Genomic DNA, 22,186 nt, shown 5'->3' with positions numbered 1-22,186 from the left:
GCTTGGCGTTTTCCGAACGGTTTCATCTGTCCTGAGTGCGCCAACAAGACCTGCTGTCGCCTGAAAAGTCGGCCACGCGTGCTGCAATGCAATAACTGCCGTCACCAGATGTCATTGACTGGAAACACGATTTTTGCAAACACAAAACTCCCACTGACCAAGTGGTTTCTGGCGATTCAGCTGCTGTCACAGACCAAAACTGCCTTGTCAGCGATGGAGCTAAAGCGCCAGTTGGACGTCAAATATGACACCGCCTGGATGCTCAAGCACAAGCTGCTGCAAGCCATGAAAGAGTCCGATGACAAGCAGCCCATCAGCGGCATCATTCAGCTCGATGATGTCTACTGGGGTGGCGAGCACCGTGGTGGCAAACGGGGTCGGGGCGCGGCAGGCAAGACGCCGTTTGTGGCAGCAGTGGCCCTGAACAAGGAAGGACATCCAATCAAGATGCGGATGACGGTGGTCGATGGTTTCAAAACCAAGTCCGTTGCTGATTGGGCAAAACGGCATATTGCCAGTGGTAGCGCGGTGATATCCGATGGATTGGCCTGTTTCAAAGCGGTCAAGGAGGCCAATTGTGAGCACCTGGGTGTTGTCACCGGGGGCAACCTGGACTGGCTGGATCATCCGGCATTCAACTGGGTAAACACGATGATAGGAAATGTGAAAAACTCGCTGCGGGGCAGTTGCCATACGCTCGGAGCGAAGCATTTACCAAGGCATCTTGCGGAATACTGCTTCCGGTTTAATCATCGTTTTGACCTCAAGAGCATGTTGGTTGAATTGGGGCATGCAGTCGTGGCAAGCCCTCCGATGCCATATCGGCTCTTGAAGCTGGCTGAGGGTCATGGGTAATCAGGAATTGTTAAAGAGCGACGCAGCTTTTGGCTGCTGCGGGAGTGGCATTCTACTCAACCGCCTTCTCGAGTCAAGCCTTATTTTACGAGGCTTTTTCGAGGCACCGACAGGCTTGTTTGCGTTGCCGCTTGCCCTGTCGATGGAGGCGCATTATAGGGAGCGAATTCGTTCTGGCAAGGGGGTAATTGCAAAAAGATGGCTTTCATCGTTCAACCGCTCACAAAGCAACCGCGGTGATGTATTAATGCACGAAAAGGATCTGCAGATTGGTATTCCGGATGCTGTATTGAGGCTGGCAGGTTGGCAGATCAAGCTTGTATCGATTTGGCTTTCCCCTGCTGCACAACCATGATGATCGGCTTTCCGCCTTCGGGTAACATAGCGCCCCTTTGCGATTCTCACACTCTTGGGCTTTGGAGAGTTTAATGCCTTTTGCACTTGGCCAGCGTTGGATTAGTGATACAGAGACGGATCTGGGGTTGGGGACTGTCGTTGCTGTTGAAGGACGCATGGTTACCCTGTTGTTTCCGGCTACCGGTGAAAACCGCATGTATGCCAAAGAAGAGGCACCGGTCACCCGGGTCAGCTTCAATGTGGGCGATCAGATAGCCAGCCACGAAGACTGGACCATGACGGTCGACGAAGTGCAGGAGAAAGATGGCCTGCTTATATATGTAGGTGTTCGCACCGACAATGGTGAGCCGATTGCCCTCAAGGAAGTGTTTCTCAACAACTTCATCAAGTTCAACAAGCCGCAGGATCGCCTGTTCGCCGGCCAGATTGACCGGATGTCCCGCTTTACCCTGCGCTACGAAGCGCTGGTCAACCAGCACCAGCGTCGCCGCAACCCGACTCGCGGCCTGGCTGGCGGGAAAGTCAGTCTGATCCCGCACCAGCTCTACATCGCCCATGAAGTGGGTCACCGCTACGCCCCGCGCGTATTGCTGGCGGACGAGGTTGGTCTGGGCAAGACCATCGAAGCAGGCATGATCATTCACCAGCAGTTGCTCTCCGGCCGCGCCCATCGGGTGCTGATCCTGCTGCCCGAAACGCTCCAGCACCAGTGGCTGGTCGAGATGCTGCGCCGTTTCAACCTGCACTTCTCCCTGTTTGACGAGGAGCGCTGCATCGAGGCGTTCGCCGATGCGGAGAACCCCTTCGAGACCGAACAGCTGGTGATCTGCAGCCTCGACTTCCTGCGCAAGAAGCGTCGTCGCTTCGAACAAGTGCTGGAAGCCGAGTGGGATCTGCTGGTTGTCGACGAAGCGCACCATCTGGAATGGAGTGAGGAGGCACCGAGCCGCGCCTACGAAATGGTGGAAGCGCTGGCCGAACAAGTACCGGGCGTGCTGCTGCTGACCGCGACTCCGGATCAGCTGGGCCACCAGAGCCACTTTGCCCGTCTTCGCCTGCTCGATCCCGAGCGTTTCTACGACTACGAGGCCTTCCTCGCCGAGGAGCAGGCCTATGGTCAGGTCGCCAGCGCCGCACAAGAGCTGCTGGATGGCGAGACCCTGAGCGATGAAGCCAAACAAATCCTCGCCAGCCAGCTGGAAGGGCTGGACTTGAGCGATGCCGCCGCCCGCCAGCAGGCGGTCGCCAAGCTGCTGGACCAGCATGGCACCGGCCGGGTGCTGTTCCGTAACAGCCGCGCCAATATTCAGGGCTTCCCGGAGCGCCACCTCAACGTCTACCCCATGCCGCTGCCGGAGCAGTACAAGACCGCCATCAAGGTGATGGGCATGATGGGTGGCAATGGCGGCGATCTGCAGGCCCGTGCCTTGCGCTACCTCTATCCCGAGAAGATCTTCCAGCAGTTCGAAGGCGACAACGCTACCTGGACCCAGTTCGACCCGCGCGTCGAATGGTTGCTGGAACTGCTGCTCTCCGCCCGTCAGCAGAAGGTGCTGGTGATCTGCTCCGAAGCAGCCACCGCCATCGCCCTGGAAGAGGCGCTGCGCACCCGTGAAGGGATCCGTGGCGCCGTGTTCCACGAAGGGATGTCGATCCTCGAGCGGGACAAGGCCTCCGCCTATTTCGCTCAAGCTGAGGGGGGCGCTCAGGTGCTGCTCTGCTCCGAGATCGGCTCAGAAGGTCGCAACTTCCAGTTTGCCAGCCATCTGATGCTGTTCGATCTGCCACTCAACCCGGATCTACTGGAACAGCGTATCGGCCGACTGGATCGTATCGGTCAGCAGAATACCGTCGAGATCCACGTTCCCTATCTGGAAGGGACTGCCCAGCGCGCCCTGCAACTCTGGTATCACGATGGTCTGGATGCATTCGAGCAGACCTGCCCGACGGCCCGCCCGGTGTTCGAAGCGGTACGTGACGAGCTGTTCGAGCTGCTGGCCGCCAACACCGGCGAGCAGGGCCCCCTCGACGCCCTGCTGGCCAAGACCCGCGAACTGCACGAGCCGCTCAAGGCCCGGCTGGAACAGGGTCGCGATCGCCTGCTGGAAATCCACTCCAGCGGTGGCACCGCCGCCCAGCAGTTGGTCGACAAGCTCGCCGCCGAAGATGACGACACCGGCATGATCTCCTTCGCCCTCAAGATGTTCGACGAGATCGGCGTCAACCAGGATGATCGCGGTGAAAATGCGCTGGTGCTGACTCCCGGGGATCACATGCTGGTGCCGAGCTTCCCGGGCCTGCCGCAAGACGGCATGACCATCACCTTCGATCGCAACACCGCCCTGTCGCGGGATGACATGGCGCTGCTCTCCTGGGATCATCCCATGATGCGCGGCGGTATCGACCTGATCCTGGGTTCCGAGATCGGTGCCACCTCGGTGGCACTGCTCAAGAACAAGGCGCTGCCGGTTGGCTCCATCCTGCTTGAGCTGATCTTCGTTGCCGAGTCCGCGGCTCATCCCCAGCTCTACCGCTTCATGCCGCCGACGCCGATCCGTCTGCTGATGGACAAGAACGGCCAGAATCTGGGCGAGAAAGTGGCGTTTGATGCCTTCAACCGCCAGCTGACACCGGTCAACCGCCACCTTGGCAGCAAGCTGGTGACTGCATCCCAGCCGGTGATCCACGGCCTGATTGGCAAGGGCGAGGTCATTGCCAACGAACTGAAAGCCGGGATTGTAGACAAGGCCCGTGCCCAGATGGCGCAGACCCTGCAACAGGATCTGGACAGGCTGGAGGCACTCAAGGCGGTCAACCCGAATGTGCGCGACAGCGAGCTGGAATATCTGCGCAATCTGCAGGCAGAATTGCACCACCTGATCGACCAGACCCAGCTCAAGCTGGATGCCATCCGCTTTATTGTGGTTACCCATAACTGATAAAACGGTGCAGGCATCATCTGGTTGCTAACGACCAGACCCAACTCAGGCTGGATGCCATGCACTTTTGATCGTGGTTCCCCATAACTGACAAAACGGTGCAGGCATCATCTGGTTGATAATGGCCAGGCCCAACGCGAGTTGGCTGCCATGCACTTTTATCGTGGTAACCCATAACTGATGGGGGCTTGCCCCCGCTTTGACCCAAGATGCGAGACGCTATGTTTGTATACTCCCCGCCCCTGGAACCCTGGCTCGATATCCTGTTCAAGGACAAGGACATCATGGTGGTCAACAAGCCCACTGGCCTGCTGAGCGTCCCCGGGCGCGGCCCCGAGAATGAAGACAGCGTGCTCCATCGGGTCAAGCAGCAGCACCCCAAGGCGGCAGCAGCCCATCGCCTCGACATGGCGACCACCGGTGTGCTGGTGATCCCGCTCACCCCCAACTCCCACCGGGAGCTGAGCCGGCAATTCCGCGAGCGGGAGACCGAGAAACACTACCTCGCCTGGGTGTGGGGTGAACCGGAGCTGGATGCGGGCGAAGTGGATCTGCCGCTCTGCGTCGACTGGCCCAACCGGCCGAAGCAGAAGGTGGATTTTGAGGAGGGGCGTCATGCCCTCACCCTGTGGCAGAAACTGAAGGTGGAGGACGGCAACAGCCTGATCAAGCTGACCCCGATTACCGGTCGCTCCCATCAGTTGCGGGTACACATGCTGGAGCTGGGTCACCCCATCCTCGGCGACAACCTCTACGCCAACCCGGATGCGCTGGCGGCTGCACCGCACCTTTATCTTCATGCGGCCAGCCTGACCATCAGCCACCCCAGAAGCGGCGAGCGGATGACCTTCGAGGCACCGGCCCCTTTCCCGGTCTGAGCTTGGCAGAAAACAGCCCAATAAAAAGAAAGCCCCCATCGAGAGATGGGGGCTTTTTTATCGCTCAGACGCGGATATCGATATTGCTTCCGAGGGAAGCGCTGGCCGATGTCGGCGCAGCCGGAGCGGATTGCGCTGCTGTTTCCAGCAGTTTCAGTGCGGATTCGCCTTCCTGGGTCTGCTGCTTTTTGGCCAGGCTGGCCACCATCAGTGCAGAACCGAACGACGCATTTGCAGAACTAGAAATATCCATTGTGTACCTCCTGCCAAGAGACTATCGGCCGGGCCCGGTGACACATGAGCCATATCGTTCAACGCAGATATGCCTTGTCCGGCGAGCGCCGGGCCAACCAGCGCTCTTCCATCTCCAGCAATGTCTGATAGGCCTTTTCAGCATGCTCCGGGCGACTGAACAGATATCCCTGCCCATACAGATGTATGTCGGTCAATGAGCGCAGCACATCGAGCTGCCCCTGGGTCTCGATCCCTTCACATACCAGTTTCTTGCCAAGCATGGAGCCCATACGGCAGATGTTGGCGACCAGTTCGGCCGCCTCGATCGAGGTGTCGATACCCTGAATGAAGGACCTGTCTATCTTTACCTTGCTCACCGGAAGCTTCTGCAGATAGCTGAGGGAGGAGTAGCCGGTGCCGAAGTCGTCAAGGGCCAGATGTACCCCCTGCTGGCTGAGATCCTGCATCAACTGCAGCGAGTTCTTGACCTCGCGCATGGTGGTGTCTTCCGTCACCTCCAGCACCAAGCTGGACGCAGGAATATGGTGCTCCATCAGCGCTCTGGCCACCAGCTTCAGCAGGTTGCGCTGGTACATGCCCGGGGAGATATTCACGCACATCTGCAAGTCCACCAAACCCAGGTGCTGCCACTGATGCAGTTGCTCACATGCGGTATTCAATACCCAACCACCCAGTTTCTCAGCCAGCTGGAACTCTTCCGCCACCTGGATCACCTCGTTGGGCGGGATAAAGCCAAGCTCGGGATGGCGCCAGCGCAGCAGCGCCTCCACAGCTTCACAGCGGCCACTTTCCAGATTGACGATGGGCTGGTAATAGAGCTCGAGCGCATTGTGCTCCAGCGCCATCACCATGTCAGACGCAAGATGCTTGCGCCTGGCCGTCTCGTTGAGCAGGGAACTGTCATAGATGACATAGGGAACATGGGTCTTGCGGCTGTGAGAGAGGGCCTGCTCCGCCCGGCTGAGCAACTCCTGGGTCTGGTTGCTGTCGGTCGGGAAGAAGGCGATACCGATACCGACCTCAAGCCGGAAAGGGTAGTTGTCGATGATGATGTCTTGCTTGATGGAGTGGAGCACTCTGGCCACGAGCTCCCTGACCTGGCGAAGATCGCTCCCCTCCCGTTGCAGCATGGCAAGCTGATCTCCCCCCAAACGCGCCACCCACTCCCCGTTTTCGCACAGGGCACGCAGCCGCTTTGCCACCTCTTGCAGCAGGAGGTCCCCTGTGTTGTAGCCAAACTTGCTGTTGATATCGCGAAAGTCGTTGATGTCGACCAGCACCAGTCCGAAGGAGGTGTCACGGGTGACATAGGCATCCATCTTTTCCAGCAGCGCCAGCCGGTTGGCGAGCCCGGTGAGGGGATCGATCCTAGCGGTCCTGAAATGGCGCCTGGCTTCTCGCACCAGCAGGCCGCTGAGCAGAATGACGGACACCACCAGCCCCGACACCATGAACAGCAGGGCATTGCGCAACTGGCCAAAACGCGCGTCGTTGCCCGTATAGACGTTGATGTTGTTCTGCATGACGGAAGCAAGAGAGTAAGAGAGGGGTTCCTGCAAGGGCGCCAGTGTCATCATGACTTGCTGGTAATCCGGCGTCCCCGGTTTGAGCCTGACCAAATCAGGCTCCAGCTTGCGGATACTGCTTTCGGTCAGTTTCACCAGCCGCAGCGTCTTCGGATTGTCCGCGAGGCTTTTTCTCAATTGGCCGCTCAGGAGAATGGGGGTACGACTCCAGAGAATGTCATAGCGGAGCAGCAGGGCTTCCTGGTCTATGCCGCCATAGTGGTAAATCTCGACGGCATTGAGAAAGCGGCCCAGCTCGAGCTGCAACTGCATCAATGCCCAGGAGACGTCATAGGTGTACTTCTCCATCACCCGGGTCGCATTTTGTATCTGCACCAGGCAATAGAGGGTGCTACCCGTGAACAACAGAATGGATAGATAAAGAACGCCGAGTAAGGGCCAGGCCCTGGTCTTCGCTTTCACCCAGTACTCCCGTAAACCACCGTTTTTACTGCTGAATGTCGATCGCACTCAGTTGCCAGATCATCATGTCGGTGAACTCGGAACGCCTGAGTTCGGGATGCTGATCCAGTGGCAGGATAAACCAGAGCGGCCCCTTGTCACGCACCCGCATGGTCATCCCGTCATCCTGCCAGGCCAGGATAGGATCGTATTGCTTGACCTTATCCCAGTTGATCCGGATCTGGAAACTGTTCAGGGCGGTGAGCGTGATGCTCTTGCCGTTGGCCTTCACCTCAGTCAGCACGTCCGCCAGTTTCGGCCCCACGTATTTGTGCGGTTTGTCCACCCAGGGATTGCTCGTCACCACCTCATGCTGCGGCAGTGCCTGGATCATGGCCATATCGAACAGCACCTCTCCATCTGCCGGATCGGCAGGGTCCAGATTCCCCGTCACCTTGAGAATGACCGGCCCCTGTGGTGTCGCCTGCGCCATGCCCGGCAAGGCCAGGGAAAGGAGTAACGGGAGAAGCCCTAAGTATCGCATGTTCACCTCAGATCATTTCACTATCAACAACTTCAGCTTAGTAGCACTAAAAAAAACGGCCCGCAAAAGCGCAATGCTGTTCAGATAAGCACTTTTTTGACTGATTATTCATAAATTGGATTTGAGTTGAGGGGGCAAGGCTGTGTCCAGTCGATCTTCCTCCAGCCTTTATCCAGCGGGGCTTGCAATAGAAAGAGGGAGGCATCATGCCTCCCTCGCTTTTTTGTCCTGATACTACGTGGACTGGAACTCAAATTCTCTTAAGTGAACAGCATTGCCGCAAAAGCGAGCCGTTTGACGACTTGACGGGATTACATCATACCCATACCGCCCATGCCACCCATATCAGGCATGGCAGGTGCATCTTTCTTCGGCAGCTCGGAGATCATGCACTCTGTGGTGATCATCAGGCCAGCGACGGACGAGGCGAACTGCAGGGCAGAACGGGTTACCTTGGTCGGATCCAGGATACCCATGGCCAGCATGTCGCCGTACTGTTCGGTGTAGGCGTTGTAACCGTAGTTGCCTTCACCGTTCTTCACGGCATTGGCGATGACAGAGGCTTCTTCGCCGGCGTTGATGACGATTTGACGCAGCGGGGCTTCCATGGCGCGCAGGGCAACCTTGATGCCGACATTCTGGTCTTCGTTGTCACCACGCAGAGAGGCCAGCTTGGCAGCAACGCGCACCAGCGCTACACCACCACCGGCAACCACGCCTTCTTCCACGGCTGCGCGAGTGGCGTGCAGGGCATCGTCAACACGGGCTTTCTTCTCTTTCATTTCAACTTCAGTGGCAGCACCCACCTTGATCACGGCAACACCGCCGGCCAGCTTGGCCACGCGCTCTTGCAGCTTCTCACGGTCGTAATCGGAAGAGGTCTCTTCGATCTGCTGACGGATCTGGGCCACACGGCTTTCGATCAGGGCGGCATCACCCACACCATCGATGATGGTGGTGTTCTCTTTGGTGATGACGATACGCTTGGCACGGCCCAGATCTTCCAGGGTCGCTTTTTCCAGCTCCATACCCACTTCTTCGGAGATCACGGTACCACCGGTCAGGATGGCGATATCCTGCAGCATGGCCTTGCGGCGATCACCGAAGCCCGGCGCCTTGACGGCGGCCACTTTCACGATGCCACGCATGGTGTTGACCACCAGGGTCGCCAGCGCTTCGCCTTCCACGTCTTCGGCCACGATGATCAGCGGTTTGCCCGCCTTGGCCACACCTTCCAGCACCGGCAGCATTTCGCGGATGTTGGAGACTTTCTTGTCCACCAGCAGGATGAAGGGATCATCCAGCTCGACGGAGCCGGTTTCCGGCTTGTTCACGAAGTAAGGGGAGAGGTAGCCGCGGTCGAACTGCATGCCTTCTACCACCGCCAGCTCGTCGTCCAGGCCCTGACCGTCTTCCACGGTGATGACGCCGTCACGGCCGACCTTGTCCATGGCTTCGGCAATCAGCTTGCCGACCTTCTCGTCGGAGTTGGCGGAGATGGTGCCTACCTGGGCGATGGCATTGTTGTCGGCGCAGGGAGTGGACAGAGCTTGCAACTCGGCAACGGCAGCCACAACGGCCTTGTCGATACCACGCTTCAGATCCATGGGGTTCATGCCGGCAGCAACGGCCTTCAGGCCTTCGTTGACGATGGCTTGAGCCAGTACGGTGGCAGTGGTGGTACCGTCACCGGCGGCGTCATTGGCCTTGGAAGCGACTTCCTTGACCATCTGGGCACCCATGTTCTGGAACTTGTCTTCCAGTTCGATTTCACGGGCAACGGAGACGCCATCCTTGGTGATGGTCGGGGCGCCGAAGGACTTGTCCAGCACCACGTTGCGACCTTTCGGGCCCAGGGTCACCTTGACGGCATCGGCCAGGATGTTGACGCCTTCCAGCATTTTGATGCGAGCTTCGTTGCCAAACTTAACTTCTTTAGCTGCCATGTTCTTCAATCCTTAAATCAATTCGGGAAAAGAGGGAGGGTGATTACTCTTCGACAATCGCCAGGATGTCGGTCTCGGACAGGATCAGTACGTCCTGGCCATCCAGCTTTTCGGTCTTCACGCCGTAGCCTTCGTTGAAGATCACCTTGTCACCCACCTTGACGGCCAGTGCTTTGACATCCCCATTGTCCAGAATTCGACCAGTCCCCACGGCAAGAACTTCACCACGGGTGGACTTCTGGGCCGCAGTGCCAGTCAAGACGATGCCGCCAGCGGATTTGGCTTCAGCTTCGATGCGCTTGATGATGACGCGGTCGTGCAGTGGACGAATTTTCATCGATAACTCTCCCAAAATGAGTCTCTGTGTTGCTTGAGGAATGGCCGCAATCGGCCAAATTTGTCATGCCCCTGATCTGGGGCAACAGGGCTAGCCCTTCAAGGGCAAATACAAAAAAAATATTTTCACGTACTATGAACACCTTCGATGGATCACCCATCCCCAATCAGGAAGGCGGATGGAGACGGCCAGCATTCAGGCCCAAAGCACCTAGAGACTCTGCCTTGAGCCGACCCAACCCCATGCTGACCGCCCCCATGACGCCCATGCTGCTGCGCATGACGGGCCCCATGATCCTGGGCATCATCGCCATCCTGGCCTTCAACCTGGTCGATACCTTCTTCATCGGCATGCTGGGTACCCAGGCGCTGGCCGCCATCAGCTTCACCTTCCCGGTCACCTTTGTCGTCACCTCCCTGACCATGGGGCTGGGAGCGGGCCTGTGCGCCCTGCTCGGTCATGCCCTGGGGCAGGGTCGCCATGACGAGGCTGCCCGCATCACCACAGACTGCCTGTTCCTCGCCGTCATCCTGGTGAGTCTGCTTGCCGGACTGGGGGCAATGACCATTACCCCTCTGTTCACCCTGCTGGGGGCCAGCCCCGAGCTCATCTCCCTCATCCACGACTACATGCTCATCTGGTATCTGACCGTCCCCATGCTGGTCGTGCCCATGGTCGGCAATGCGGCCATCCGGACCACGGGGGATACCAAGACCCCCAGTCTGGTGATGGGGGTCGCCGGTCTGGTCAACGGCGTGCTGGATCCTCTGCTCATCTTCGGGCCGGGCCCCTTCCCCGAGTGGGGCATTCGGGGAGCCGCCATCGCCACTTCCCTCTCCTGGCTGATGGCCATGCTGGTCAGCCTCTATATATTGCGCCACCGCGAGGGCCTGCTGCGCTGGCGCCTCTCCCCGCGCCGGCAGTTGCTGGCCCACTGGCGCGCCCTGCTCCATGTGGCTGTGCCCGCATCGTTTACCAACATGCTCAACCCACTGGCCAACGCCGTGTTGATGATCATTTTCGCCGGGCTGGGAACCGAGGTGGTCGCCGCCTACGGCGCGGCATCCCGGGTCGAGGCCTTGCTGCTCATCGTGATGATGGCGCTCTCTTCCGTGCTGGCCCCCTTCATCTCGCAGAACTGCGGCGCCGGGAATCCGGCCCGAGCCAAGGCCGCCCTGCTGCTCTGCATGCGCTTCGCCCTGCTGTTCCAGCTTGGGGTCTACGTGCTGACCTGGCTTCTCGCCCCCTTCATCGCCGATCTGTTCAGCGATCATCCGCAAGTGGTGCGACTCATCGTGCTCTATCTGCATCTGGTCCCCATTGGCTACGGTTTTCAGGGCATGGTGATGCTGCTGGCCTCGGCCCTCAACGGCGTCAGGGCATCGGCGGTGTCACTGCTGATAAACGGCATCAGACTGTTTGTCTTCTTGCTGCCAGGGGCCTGGCTGGGGGCAAAACTGGGGGGAGAACAGGGGATTTATCTGGGGATGCTGCTGGCGAACCTGGCCGCCGGATTGCTGGCATGGGGGTATGCCCGCCACAGATTCGAGCGGCTGTGCCATCAGGGGAGATCCTGACGGCACAGCCCGAGGCTCGCGATTACTCTTTGCGTTCGAACTCCCCTTCGATGGTATTGCCACCCCCTCGCGGGGATTGTCCGGGTCTGTCATCGCCCGGGCCTGGTTCAAACGGCTGCTGGCGAGCCTGGAAACCCCCCATCTGCATCCTGAACTGATTGCTGCCAATCAGCTTGTCGGCCAGCATGTTGCGCAGCCAGGGCTGCAGCAGCAGGATGCCGACAATATCGCTTACAAATCCCGGGATAATCAGCAGCAAGCCCGCCAGCGCCAGCATCATGCCACCCATCACCTCGCGGCCGGGCATCTCCCCCAGCTGCATCTTCTGCTGGGCAGTGAGCAGGGTCTTGATCCCCTCGCTGCGCACCAGCGACGATCCCAGCACGGCGGTCAGCACCAGCAAGCCAACGGTCGGCAAGGCCCCGATCACGGAGCCCACCTTGATCATGACGGTGAGCTCCAGCAATACCAGCCCGACCAACAACAGTAACAACTTGCCCATAGCAACCTCGGAGCGATGAATGAATGGACCCGGGGTGTCCGGTCGGCAGCCGCACAACGCTGATGCTGATGCGCCGGGTTCAGGTCTTCTGACATTAACATGGGGCTGGTTGATCATTTTTCAAGCCTCTCCTGCCGCAGGCCCCGGAATACGGATAAATATTTGTCCGCCCAACTGGGATTGAGGTGGTTGTTCTGTCAAAGTTAATCGCCCGATTGCAATATCTGTTTAATGACCACAAGAAATTTGAGGTTGCCTCAAATTTAGTGATCCAGGTCTAATACCGGATACCTCAATTGGGGTAACATCAACACCAGTCATTGCACAGGGAGCAACTGGCTCCCAACTGCCCCACCCGATGTGTGGTGCTTCAGGATGAAATGTGCGTAGGGAAATCGCGACCACTCGGTGAGGATCGTTTCCATTTATTTGATTTCTGAGGCATAACAATGAGCGACATCAAGAACGTCCGCATTGAAGAAGACCTGCTGGGCACCAAAGAAGTTTCCAACGACCTCTACTACGGCGTGCACACCCTGCGCGCTGTTGAAAACTTCAAGATCAGCACTCAGAAGATTTCTGACGTTCCCGAGTTTGTTCGTGGCATGGTCCTGACCAAGAAGGCTGCTGCACTGGCCAACGGTGAACTGGGCACCATCCGTCCCGAGATCGCAGACAAGATTGTCGAAGCCTGCGACCTGATGCTGAACACTGGCAAGTGCTTCGACCAGTTCCCGGTCGATGTCTATCAGGGCGGCGCCGGTACCTCCGTCAACATGAACACCAACGAAGTGCTGGCCAACATCGCCCTCGAGCTGATGGGACTTGAAAAGGGTCGCTACGACGTCATCAACCCCAACGATCACGTCAACAAGTGCCAGTCCACCAACGATGCCTACCCCACCGGTTTCCGCGTGGCCGTGGTCAACAGCACCGACACCACCCTGCACGCTCTGGAAGCCCTCATCGCCGCCTTCGATGTCAAAGCCAAGGAATTCAAACATATCCTGAAAATGGGCCGTACCCAGTTGCAGGACGCCGTGCCCATGACCCTGGGTCAGGAGTTCCACGCCTTCGCCGTCACCCTGCGTGAAGAGATCAAATCCATCAAGCGTTGCCAGGAGCTGCTGCTGGAAGTGAACCTGGGCGCCACCGCCATCGGTACCGGTCTGAACACCCCGCCCGAGTACTCCGGTCTTGCCATCAAGCGTCTGGCCGAGATCACCGGTCGTGCCTACGTGCCGGCAGAGGACCTCATCGAAGCGACCTCCGACTGTGGCGCCTATGTGATGCTGCACGGTGCGGTCAAGCGTCTGGCCATGAAGCTCTCCAAGATCTGTAATGACTTGCGTCTGCTCTCCTCCGGCCCGCGCACCGCGCTCAAAGAGATCAACCTGCCGGAAATGCAGGCTGGCTCCTCCATCATGCCGGCCAAGGTCAACCCGGTCATTCCGGAAGTGGTCAACCAGTCCTGCTTCAAGGTATTCGGCAACGACGTCACCATCACCTTCGCCGCCGAGGCCGGTCAGCTGCAGCTGAACGTCATGGAGCCGGTGATTGGTCAGGCCATGTTCGAATCCCTGAGCCTGATGGAAAAAGCCTGCATCTCCCTGCGCGAGAAGTGCGTGGAAGGCATCACCGCCAACCCGGACATCTGCATGAACCACGTGCTGAACTCCATCGGCATCGTGACCTACCTGAACCCCTTCATCGGTCACCATGAAGGCGACATCGTCGGCAAGATCTGTGCCCAGACCGGCAAGAACGTCCGCGAAGTCGTGCTGGAACGCGGCCTGCTGACCGCCGAACAGCTGGACGAGATCCTCTCCATCGAGAACCTGATGAACCCGCAATACAAAGCCAAGCGTTACACCCGCGAAGCCACCGTATAAGCGAGCAGATGGGCCGGGGTTATCCCGGCCCATTTAAAGTCAATTCCCGAGCGGTCTCCCCACAGCCCCATCGGGAATTGGCTTTTCAGCCTAATAAAACCTAAAAAAACTGGAAAATGGAGTGTTCGCTATGATTGGAATCGAGTTACTTGTCGTGCTCGCCGCTATCTATCTGGGGGCCCGGATAGGCAGCATCGGTATCGGCTTTGCCGGTGGTCTGGGGGTACTGGTGCTGACCTGGGGGCTGGGCATGCCCATCCCGAGCGATCAGCTGGTGACTTATCTCCCGTGGGACGTGATCATGATCATCGCGTCCGTCATCTGCGCCATCGCCTGTATGCAGCTGGCCGGCGGGATGGATTATCTGGTGCACCTGGCCGAAAAAGCCCTGCGCAAGAATCCCAAGCACATCACCTTCGCCGCGCCGGTCGTCACCTACCTGATGACCATGCTGGCCGGTACCGGTCACACCGCCTTCTCCACCCTGCCGGTGATCGCCGAAGTGGCCAAGGAGCAGGGCATTCGCCCCTCCCGTCCGCTCTCCATCGCGGTCGTTGCCTCCCAGATTGCCATCACCGCCTCCCCCATCTCGGCGGCCGTGGTCGCCTTCTCCGGCATGCTGGAGCCGCTTGGCGTGGATTACCTGACCCTGCTGGCCATCTGCATCCCGTCCAGCTTCATCGCCTGTCTGCTGGGGGCCTTCATCGCCAACCTGCTGGGCAAGCCGCTGGATCAGGACGAAGTCTATCTGGAGCGCAAAGCCAAGGGACTCATCAAGCTGCGCGGTACCAGCCAGGTTGAAATCAAGCCTTATGCCAAGCTCTCCGTCGGCATCTTCGTCGCCTCCATCGTGGCCGTGATGGCCTATGCCACCGCCATCTCCGGCAACGTGGGCCTCATCAGCAATCCGCCGATCCCCCGCGATGGCGCCATCATGGGCATCATGCTCTCCGCCGCCACCCTGATGGTACTGTTCTGCAAACTGGACGCGGCCCAGATCACCAACATGCCGACCTTCAAGTCCGGTATGTCCGCCTGTATCTGCGTGCTGGGCGTAGCCTGGCTGGGCAACGTCTTCGTGAAGGGCAACATGGTGGAGATCCAGGCGTTCGCTGGCGATCTGCTGAGCCAATACAGCTGGCTGCTGGCCGTGGTGCTGTTCTTCTCCTCCATGCTGCTCTACTCGCAAGGTGCCACCACCAAGGCCCTGATGCCTGCCGCCCTGGCACTGGGTGTCAGCCCGCTGGCGGCCATCGCCTCCTTCGCCGCCGTGAGCGCCCTGTTCGTGCTGCCGACCTACCCGACCCTGCTGGCCGCGGTCGAGATGGACGACACCGGCTCTACCCGCATCGGCAAGGCCGTGTTCAACCACCCCTTCTTCATCCCGGGTGTGGCCACCATCGCCATGGCAGTGGCCCTGGGCTTCTTCTTCGGCGGCCTCATCCTCTGACCGAGGAAACGCCCCATGCAAAACGGCCCTTCGGGGCCGTTTTTTTATCTCCGGCCACCGCGGCCATCCCTCTGAGCCCCCATGAAAAAGCCGCTCAAGGGAGCGGCTCGCGTCAACGGGGGTGGATCCTCAGGTGGTCTGCCGGGTACCGAAATAGTCGGCCAGGAAGTCGTCGAACGACAGGCTGTCGCTGCGCTCACGCTCCCGCTGCTTGGCCAGCGACTCCCGCGCCTCGCCGGCGAAGTAGGCCTGGTCCCAGTACTGCAGTTCGCCGGCCAGCATCTCTTCCCGGTAGCGGCTCGCCAGCTCGTCGCCGAAGCAGCCGTTGTCCTGACCGCTTTCCAGCAACTGCTTGAGCAGGCGGGCGGAGTAGGTCAGCTCGGGGTCGAGCAGCTTCTCGCGGTGCATGGCCAGCGTCTCGCGGTAGCGGTTGCGACCGCAGCAGCGATCCAGCAGCTCGGCCACCTGGCCCAGCTCGTCGAACAGCTTGAGGCCGTACTCCTTGAGGCCGATGGGGTTGCCCTGCTCGTCCTCCAGCTCGAGGCCGGGGCGGCGCCCCTCCAGCACCACCTTGTTCTGGTTGCGGCGATTGCGGGCAATCTCCTCGTCACCCAGCACGGGGGACGGGCGCAGCAGGCACCAGACCAGGAAGAGATCGAAGAAGCGGATCTGATCCACCTCGATGCCGAACGGGGTGAAGGGGTTCACGTCCACTGTGCGCAGCTCTATGTATTCGATGCCGCGCTGCTCCAGCGCATCCGACGGCTTCTCGCCGCTGCGTGGGGTGCGCTTGGGCCGGATCGGGGCGTACAGCTCGTTTTCCAGCTGCAGCACGTTGTCGTTGAGCTGGCGGTACTCGCCGTTCACCTTGACGCCGATCTTGGCAAACTCGGGGTCATGGGTGTTGATGGCGCGGCGTAGGCTGCTGACATAGGCCGGCAGGTTGTCGTGGCTGATCTTGAGCCCCGCCTGGGCGCTGTTGGTGTAGCCGAGATCGGACAGCCGCAGCGCCGTGGCATAGGGCAGGTAGAGGGTGCCCTTGCCGGTCTTCTGGAACGGCAGGTCGCTCTTGCGCCCCTTGAGGAAGGAGTCGCAAATGGCCGGGGAGGCGCCAAACAGATAGGGCACCAGCCAGCCGAAGCGGTAGACGTTGCGAATCAGCCCCATGTATTTGTCGGAGATGAAACGCTGGCTGCAGCAGCCCTCGCACACCAGATCCTGCCATTCGCACCAGAAGCTGTCCGGCATGGAGAAGTTGAAGTGCACCCCGGCGATCACCTGCATCAGGCTGCCGTAGCGGTTCTTCAGCCCCTGACGGTACAGGGTCTTCATCCGGCCTATGTTGGAGCTGCCGTACTGGGCCAGGCGGATGCTCTCCTCGTCGCCGACGAAGCAGGGCATGGAGAGGGGCCAGATCCGCTCCTCTCCCAGGTGGTGAATGGTGTGGCGGTGGATGTCGCCGAGCTGCTCGATCAGGCTCTCGATGGAGTCGGTGGCCGGGGTGATGAACTCCAGCAGGCTCTCGGCGTAGTCGGTGGTGATGTTGGCATGGGTCAGGGCCGACCCCAGGCTTCTGGGGTGATCGGTCTGGGCCAGGGTCCCTTGCGGGGTGATGCGCAGACATTCACGCTCGATCCCGCGCCGGATCCCCTTGAGGGCGGTCACGCGCTCCGGGGTTCCCAGCGCAGCCAGCAACTCGGTGAGCGACAAGCTAGTAGTGGTCATATTCACGGCTCATGTATGGCCGCCCCACCTGGGGCGGCACTCATTTTTGCAGCGCCCCTCAGGGCAGTTGCAGTGGATAGATGGGAAGATGAAGCTCGCTCAGGGGTTTTTCAAGCTTTTGCTTGTCCCCCACCACCACAATCACCATGTCGGCCGGGTCGAGCCAGCGGGCCGCGCTCGCCTTGAGCGTCTCGGACGACACCGTCTTGATCAGGTTGCTCTGGGCCTGCACATAGTCCGGCTTCAGGTCGTACATGATCATCTGCAGCAGGAAGCCCGCCTTCTGCCCCAGGGTCTCGTAGGAGAGGGCATCCTGCTGGGAGACGGCGCTGCGCATGTAGGCCAGCTCCACCGGGGTCGGTCCGCTCGCACGGTAGCCGTCCATCTCCTTGAGGAACTGGCGGATGGCGTCCACGGTCGCATCGGCCCGCACATTGGCGCCGGTGGCGAACACGCCCGCCTCGCGGTTGGCCTGGAAGCCCGAGCTGGCGCCATAGGTGTAGCCCTTGTCTTCCCGCAGGTTGAGGTTGATGCGGCTGTTGAAGTTGCCCCCCAGGTTGAAGTTCATCAGGTTGGCGACGAAGTAGTCTCCCGTGGTGTCGAACGCCATGGCGCGCCGACCGATGCGGATCACCGACTGGGGCGCCCCCGGCTTGTCCACCAGGTAGATGCCCGGCTTGGCCTGATCCCCCCTGGGCTTGAGATCCCCCAGGGTCGGAGCCGCGCCCTTCCACTGGGTCAGGAAGCCGAGCTGATCCTCCACTTGTGCCTGGGTCACGTCACCCACCACCACCACCTTGGCATTGGTCGGGTTGTAGTAGTCCTGGTAGAAGCGTTTCACGTCCGCCAGGGTCAGCTTCTCCACGTCGGTGAGCACCCCGTCGGTGGGCTGGCCGAGGCGATTGTCCTTGCCATACACCAGCTGACGGAACGCCTGACCCGCCAGCCACTCGGGCTGCTGCTCGTTCTGCTTCATCCCTTGCAGCATCTGCGCCTTGAGCCGCTCGAAGTCCGCCTCCCGCAGGCCGGGGCGCATCAACACCTCGCGCACCAGGCCCAGGGTCTGGGGCAGCTTGTCGGTCAGGCTGCTGATGGTGATCAGGTTGTTGTACTGGGCGGTGGAGACGCTGATGCTGGCGCCGAGTTTTTGCAGCTCGTCGCTGAGCTCGGCCTCGGAGAGGCGCACCGTGCCCTGCTCCAGCATGGCGGCGGTCAGGCTGGCGAGCCCCAGCTCTCCCTTGCCTTCGGCACGGATGCCGCCCGGCAGGGCGATCATGACGGAGACCGCGGGGATCTCGTCACTGTGGGTGCCGATGATCTCGATGCCCTTGTCCAGCTTGCCGTGCCAGATGGCCGGCACCTTGACGCTGACCGCCTCACCGGACTTGGGCTGCACGCTGCGATCGAAGTGGTCTTTCACCGGTCGCTCGGCCAGTACCTCCCCGTGCTTGCTGTAGTCCGGCAGCTCCCGCTCGGCGGGGGTGAAGTTCGGTGTGCCCGCCTGCCAGTCCACCTTGCCCTTGGGCACCACGCTCAGCACCACGGCAGGCTTGTTCGCAATGAACTGGTCGTAGGCGGCCTTGACGTCCGACCCCTTGACCGCGCCGATGGCATCCAGGTTCTTGAACACATAGTCGGGATCCCGGGCCAGCACCTGGCCCATGGCGAGCTGGCTCACCTTGCCCTCTATGCTGTCGAGCCCCCAGATGGCGGCGGCGCGATAGCTGCTGATGGCCTTCTCCAGATCCGCCGGCTTGATGCCACGTTGGGCAAAGTCGCCGATCACCTTGTCCACTTCCCCCTTGAGGGTCTTGAGGCTGCCGTCCACCGCCGGATTGGGGTAGGCGTAGATCGCCAGGGTACAGGCCAGCTCCTCGCAGGAGTGGGAAGCACCGACCTCGACGGCCTTGCCGGTCTTGACCAGGGCCTGGTAGAGCATGGAGCTGGCGGAGCCGCCGAGCACGTCGGCAAAGATGTCCAGCGCCGGTTCCTGCGGGTCACCCAGGGAGACGGTCGGGTAGCTGATATACAGGAGCGGTAGATGCACCTTGTCTTCCAGCGTCACGTAGCGGGTTGCCGGCAGGGTGGCCGGCTGAGGCGTCGGTTCGGCCACATCCGGACCGCGCAGGATGGAACCGAAGTACTGCTCAATCCAGGCCAGCGCCTGCTTGGTATCAAAGTCGCCGCCCAGGGTCAGAGTAGCGTTGTTGGGACCGTACCAGCGCAGGAAGAACTGCTTGAGGTCGTTGACGTCGACCCGGTCGAGATCCTCCACATAACCGATGGGTTGCCAGGAGTAGGGGTGGGTGCGCGGATAGAGTGCCTCCCCCGCCTTCTCGCCCACCAGGCCATAAGGCTGGTTGTCGATGCGCTGGGCCCGTTCGTTCTTGACGGTGGCGCGCTGGATCTCGAACTTCTTCTGGCTCACCGCATCGAGCAGGAAACCCATGCGGTCCGCCTCCAGCCAGAGCACCTTCTCCAGCTGATTGGCCGGCACGGTTTCGTAGTAGTTGGTGCGGTCCTTGTTGGTGGTGCCGTTCATGTCACCGCCCGCCTCGTTGATGATCCGCATGTGTTCCTGATCACCAACGTGCTTGGAGCCCTGGAACATCATGTGCTCGAAGAAGTGGGCAAAGCCCGACTTGCCCACGGTTTCCCGGGAGGAGCCGACATGATAGGTGACATCCAGATGCACCAGGGGATCGGAGTGGTCGGGGGCCAGGATCACGGTCAAACCGTTGTCCAGCTTGTACATCTGGTAGGGAATGCCGAGCTTGCCCTCCTGCTTGACCTGCTCGGACACCAGGGTCGGGGCCGCCAGCACGGGAAGGGAGAAGCCCAGCAGCATGCTTAATGGAATGAGTTTGTTCACGGGTACCTCGTGAGTGACAAAAGGGCTAGAAGATCTGACTGGCCAGCAGAAACACCAGGGCATAACGAAGCAATTTGCCGAGCCCGATCAAGATGAGGGAGCGCCAGAAGGAGAGGCGCAGCCAACCAGCCAGCAGACAGAGACCATCGCCGACCACAGGCGTCCAGGCAAGCAGCAGACACCAGTGGCCATGACGTTTGAGCCAACCAAGGGCTTTTTGTTCCCCACGGCCTTGAAAATCTTCCGGTTTTTTCTTGTGGGTGGCGAGCCAGCCGAGCCACCAGGTGGTCATGGAACCCAGGGTATTGCCCAGCGTCGCCCAGAAAAGCAGGCTGGTCATGCTCCACTCCCCCTTGGCCGCCATGGCGCCCAGCAGCACTTCCGAGCTGCCGGGCAACAGGGTGGCGGAGGTGAAGGCGCTCAGAAACAACCCTCCCAGCCCCATCCCGGTGAAGTCTATCATCCGGGCTGGCCGTCTGCGGCGGACATGCGCAGCAACAGCTTGCCGCGCACATGGCCCTGCTCGATGGCCTGATGGGCCAGCGCCCCTTCTGCCAGCGTGTATTCACCGGAGACAGTGATCTTCACCTCCCCCTGGCGAAGCAGCGTCAGCATCTGGGTCAGCTGCGTTCGATCGGGATGGACCAGCATGCCGACAACCTCGACGCCGAGCTCGGCCCCCGCGTCCTTGATCTGCTGGGCCGTGATGGTGGGGACCGTCACCAGACGGCCGCCCGGCTTGACGCAGGCCAGCGCCGCCTTGCCGCTCTCGCCCCCCACCAGATCCAGCACCAGATCGAACGGACCATCGGTGATCGCTTCGGTGCACCACCCGGCCTGGTGGTAATCCACCATCCGGCTCGCCCCGAGACTATGAAGGAAGCTGTGATTGTCGCCACTTGCCGTGGCAACCACGTGGGCACCATAGGCGGCGGCAAACTGCACCGCCAGGTGGCCGACGCCACCGGCACCGGCCAGGATCAGTACCCGTTGCCCCGACTGCAAGCCACCGTGCTCCAGCAGCCCCTGCCAGGCGGTGAGACCCGCCAGCGGTAGGGCCGCTCCCTGCCTGAGGCTCACCCCATCGAGCTTGACCAGCTCCTCCTCGCGGGCCACCACGGATTCGGCATATGCACCGGCGGCGAGGGGGAAGCCCACCATGCCGCACACCAGTTCCCCCTCGGCCAGGGAGGTCACGCCGGGCCCCACCTTTTCCACCACACCGGAGACGTCATAACCCGGCGTCCAGGGCAGGTTGTCCTTGTTCTGGGCCGCCGCCCAGCCGAGACCGGCCCGGGTCTTGGCATCGATGGGGTTGACCCCCGCAAAGCAGATGCGCACCCGGACCTCTCCCTCTGCGGGTACCTTGTCCAGGGAAGGGTTGAGCCTGAGTACCGAGGGGTCGCCGAATGCGGTAATCTGTAGCTGCGTCATTGCACAATCCATCCTGTTGATTGATCAAGGGTCAACAGAATAACAGCGAGGACACCATGGCTCGAATGTTTCTTATTCCTCTGTTGCTGGCCCTGGGGTGGTGGGCGTTTCTGCTCTACTTCCGCATCCCGCTCAAACAGGGGGCCAAGGGCTTTTACTGGATCATCGGCATCGGCGGCGGGCTGGCCGCCTTCCTCAGCCTGATGATGGTGCTCACTCACTAGGGTTCGGGGACAAGGGGGAAGAAGAGAAGATGCTGCATGGACTGAACCATCTCACGCTGGCAACCGGCGATCTCGACAGAAGCGTTGCCTTTTATGTCGACTTGCTGGGATGTCGCCCCAGGGTGAGATGGGCACGGGGAGCCTATCTCACCCTCGACGATCTCTGGCTCTGTCTCTCCTGCGATCCCCCCCAACCGGCCAGAGATTACAGCCATGTCGCGTTTGGCATCTCGCCTGAACAGTTTCCAGCCTTCTGCGCCCGTCTGCGCGCGGCGGGCGTCATGGAGTGGAAGAAGAACAGCAGCGAAGGGGATTCACTCTATCTGCTGGATCCCGACGGGCACCGACTGGAAATCCATGCAGGCAACCTGGATAGCCGCCTCGCCTCTCTCAGACAGCAACCCTATGAGGGTCTTATCTGGTTAGACTGAG

At 60.4% G+C, this 22,186-nt stretch carries 19 protein-coding genes; 9 read left to right on the top strand and 10 right to left on the bottom strand.

The window, feature by feature from the left end; genetic code table 11:
• The 4 genes from C3418_RS12740 to rluA all read left to right on the top strand — a co-directional run.
• On the top strand, positions 1–855 hold an 855-nt coding region (locus tag C3418_RS12740), incomplete at its 5' end, for an IS1595 family transposase (protein WP_103858672.1).
• Positions 848–1,210, top strand: a complete 363-nt coding sequence (locus C3418_RS24100; protein ID WP_146054111.1) for a hypothetical protein — start codon at positions 848–850, stop codon at positions 1,208–1,210. The genes C3418_RS12740 and C3418_RS24100, both read left to right, overlap by 8 nt.
• 73 nt (positions 1,211–1,283) lie before the next feature.
• Positions 1,284–4,151, top strand: a complete 2,868-nt coding sequence (gene rapA / locus C3418_RS12735; RefSeq protein ID WP_103858669.1) for an RNA polymerase-associated protein RapA — start codon at positions 1,284–1,286, stop codon at positions 4,149–4,151.
• Positions 4,152–4,372: 221 nt separating this feature from the next.
• Positions 4,373–5,029 carry a bifunctional tRNA pseudouridine(32) synthase/23S rRNA pseudouridine(746) synthase RluA gene (gene rluA / locus C3418_RS12730; RefSeq protein WP_103858668.1) on the top strand — a complete coding sequence of 219 codons (657 nt, stop codon included), beginning with the start codon at positions 4,373–4,375 and terminating at the stop codon, positions 5,027–5,029.
• Positions 5,030–5,093: 64 nt separating this feature from the next.
• Here the strand turns inward: rluA and C3418_RS12725 are convergent, their stop codons facing one another.
• The 5 genes from C3418_RS12725 to C3418_RS12705 form a co-directional block, all read right to left on the bottom strand.
• On the bottom strand, positions 5,094–5,282 hold the full coding sequence (locus tag C3418_RS12725) for a hypothetical protein (protein ID WP_103858667.1): 189 nt from the start codon (positions 5,280–5,282) through the stop codon (positions 5,094–5,096).
• 58 nt (positions 5,283–5,340) lie between these two features.
• Positions 5,341–7,272, bottom strand: a complete 1,932-nt coding sequence (locus C3418_RS12720; RefSeq protein WP_029313817.1) for a bifunctional diguanylate cyclase/phosphodiesterase — start codon at positions 7,270–7,272, stop codon at positions 5,341–5,343.
• A 25-nt stretch (positions 7,273–7,297) separates the two neighbouring features.
• Positions 7,298–7,795 carry a molybdopterin-binding oxidoreductase gene (locus C3418_RS12715; RefSeq protein WP_029313815.1) on the bottom strand — a complete coding sequence of 166 codons (498 nt, stop codon included), beginning with the start codon at positions 7,793–7,795 and terminating at the stop codon, positions 7,298–7,300.
• Positions 7,796–8,106: 311 nt separating this feature from the next.
• Entirely contained in the window at positions 8,107–9,741 is a 1,635-nt protein-coding gene (gene groL / locus C3418_RS12710) for a chaperonin GroEL (protein WP_010673136.1), read from the bottom strand.
• Between the two features lie 43 nt (positions 9,742–9,784).
• Positions 9,785–10,078, bottom strand: a complete 294-nt coding sequence (locus tag C3418_RS12705) for a co-chaperone GroES (RefSeq protein ID WP_005309514.1) — start codon at positions 10,076–10,078, stop codon at positions 9,785–9,787.
• Positions 10,079–10,320: 242 nt separating this feature from the next.
• Between C3418_RS12705 and C3418_RS12700 the strand changes: the two genes are divergently transcribed.
• Positions 10,321–11,655, top strand: a complete 1,335-nt coding sequence (locus C3418_RS12700; protein WP_258040003.1) for an MATE family efflux transporter — start codon at positions 10,321–10,323, stop codon at positions 11,653–11,655.
• Between the two features lie 22 nt (positions 11,656–11,677).
• Here the strand turns inward: C3418_RS12700 and C3418_RS12695 are convergent, their stop codons facing one another.
• Positions 11,678–12,157: an FxsA family protein gene (locus tag C3418_RS12695; RefSeq protein WP_039040009.1), complete on the bottom strand. Its 480-nt coding sequence runs from the start codon at positions 12,155–12,157 to the stop codon at positions 11,678–11,680.
• A 449-nt stretch (positions 12,158–12,606) separates the two neighbouring features.
• Between C3418_RS12695 and aspA the strand changes: the two genes are divergently transcribed.
• On the top strand, positions 12,607–14,049 hold the full coding sequence (gene aspA / locus C3418_RS12690; RefSeq protein WP_010673133.1) for an aspartate ammonia-lyase: 1,443 nt from the start codon (positions 12,607–12,609) through the stop codon (positions 14,047–14,049).
• 130 nt (positions 14,050–14,179) lie between these two features.
• Positions 14,180–15,499, top strand: coding sequence for an anaerobic C4-dicarboxylate transporter (locus C3418_RS12685; protein WP_010673132.1), 1,320 nt, complete (start codon positions 14,180–14,182; stop codon positions 15,497–15,499).
• Positions 15,500–15,628: 129 nt separating this feature from the next.
• On the opposite strand, the gene gshA is transcribed toward C3418_RS12685, so the two are convergent.
• Genes gshA through C3418_RS12665 form a run of 4 tightly spaced genes read right to left on the bottom strand, consistent with a single transcriptional unit; the run spans position 15,629 to position 21,530 of the window.
• Positions 15,629–17,224, bottom strand: coding sequence for a glutamate--cysteine ligase (gene gshA, locus C3418_RS12680; protein ID WP_042079257.1), 1,596 nt, complete (start codon positions 17,222–17,224; stop codon positions 15,629–15,631).
• 58 nt (positions 17,225–17,282) lie between these two features.
• Positions 17,283–20,096 (bottom strand): pitrilysin family protein, encoded by a 2,814-nt coding sequence (locus C3418_RS12675; protein WP_103858665.1) that lies wholly within the window; start codon positions 20,094–20,096, stop codon positions 17,283–17,285.
• A gap of 25 nt (positions 20,097–20,121) precedes the next feature.
• Positions 20,122–20,559 carry a YqaA family protein gene (locus C3418_RS12670; protein WP_103858664.1) on the bottom strand — a complete coding sequence of 146 codons (438 nt, stop codon included), beginning with the start codon at positions 20,557–20,559 and terminating at the stop codon, positions 20,122–20,124.
• Complete coding sequence (locus C3418_RS12665) at positions 20,556–21,530, bottom strand: NADP-dependent oxidoreductase (RefSeq protein WP_167825820.1); 975 nt, start codon at positions 21,528–21,530, stop codon at positions 20,556–20,558. The genes C3418_RS12670 and C3418_RS12665 overlap by 4 nt, the downstream gene beginning before the upstream one ends.
• Positions 21,531–21,586: 56 nt before the next feature.
• On the opposite strand from C3418_RS12665, the gene C3418_RS12660 reads away from it, so the two are divergent.
• Together C3418_RS12660 and fos are read left to right on the top strand one after the other, a co-directional pair.
• Positions 21,587–21,754 carry a hypothetical protein gene (locus C3418_RS12660; RefSeq protein WP_005308905.1) on the top strand — a complete coding sequence of 56 codons (168 nt, stop codon included), beginning with the start codon at positions 21,587–21,589 and terminating at the stop codon, positions 21,752–21,754.
• A 29-nt stretch (positions 21,755–21,783) separates the two neighbouring features.
• A complete protein-coding gene (gene fos / locus C3418_RS12655) occupies positions 21,784–22,185 on the top strand; it encodes a fosfomycin resistance glutathione transferase (protein ID WP_103858663.1) in 402 nt (133 codons plus the stop codon).
• The last annotated feature ends 1 nt before the right edge of the window (position 22,186 follow it).

It is taken from the genome of Aeromonas sp. ASNIH8 (assembly GCF_002919855.1).
Lineage (GTDB): Bacteria > Pseudomonadota > Gammaproteobacteria > Enterobacterales > Aeromonadaceae > Aeromonas > Aeromonas caviae.
The sequence above is the reverse complement of the archived record's forward strand: the minus strand, read 5'-3'. Positions and strand labels throughout refer to the sequence as shown.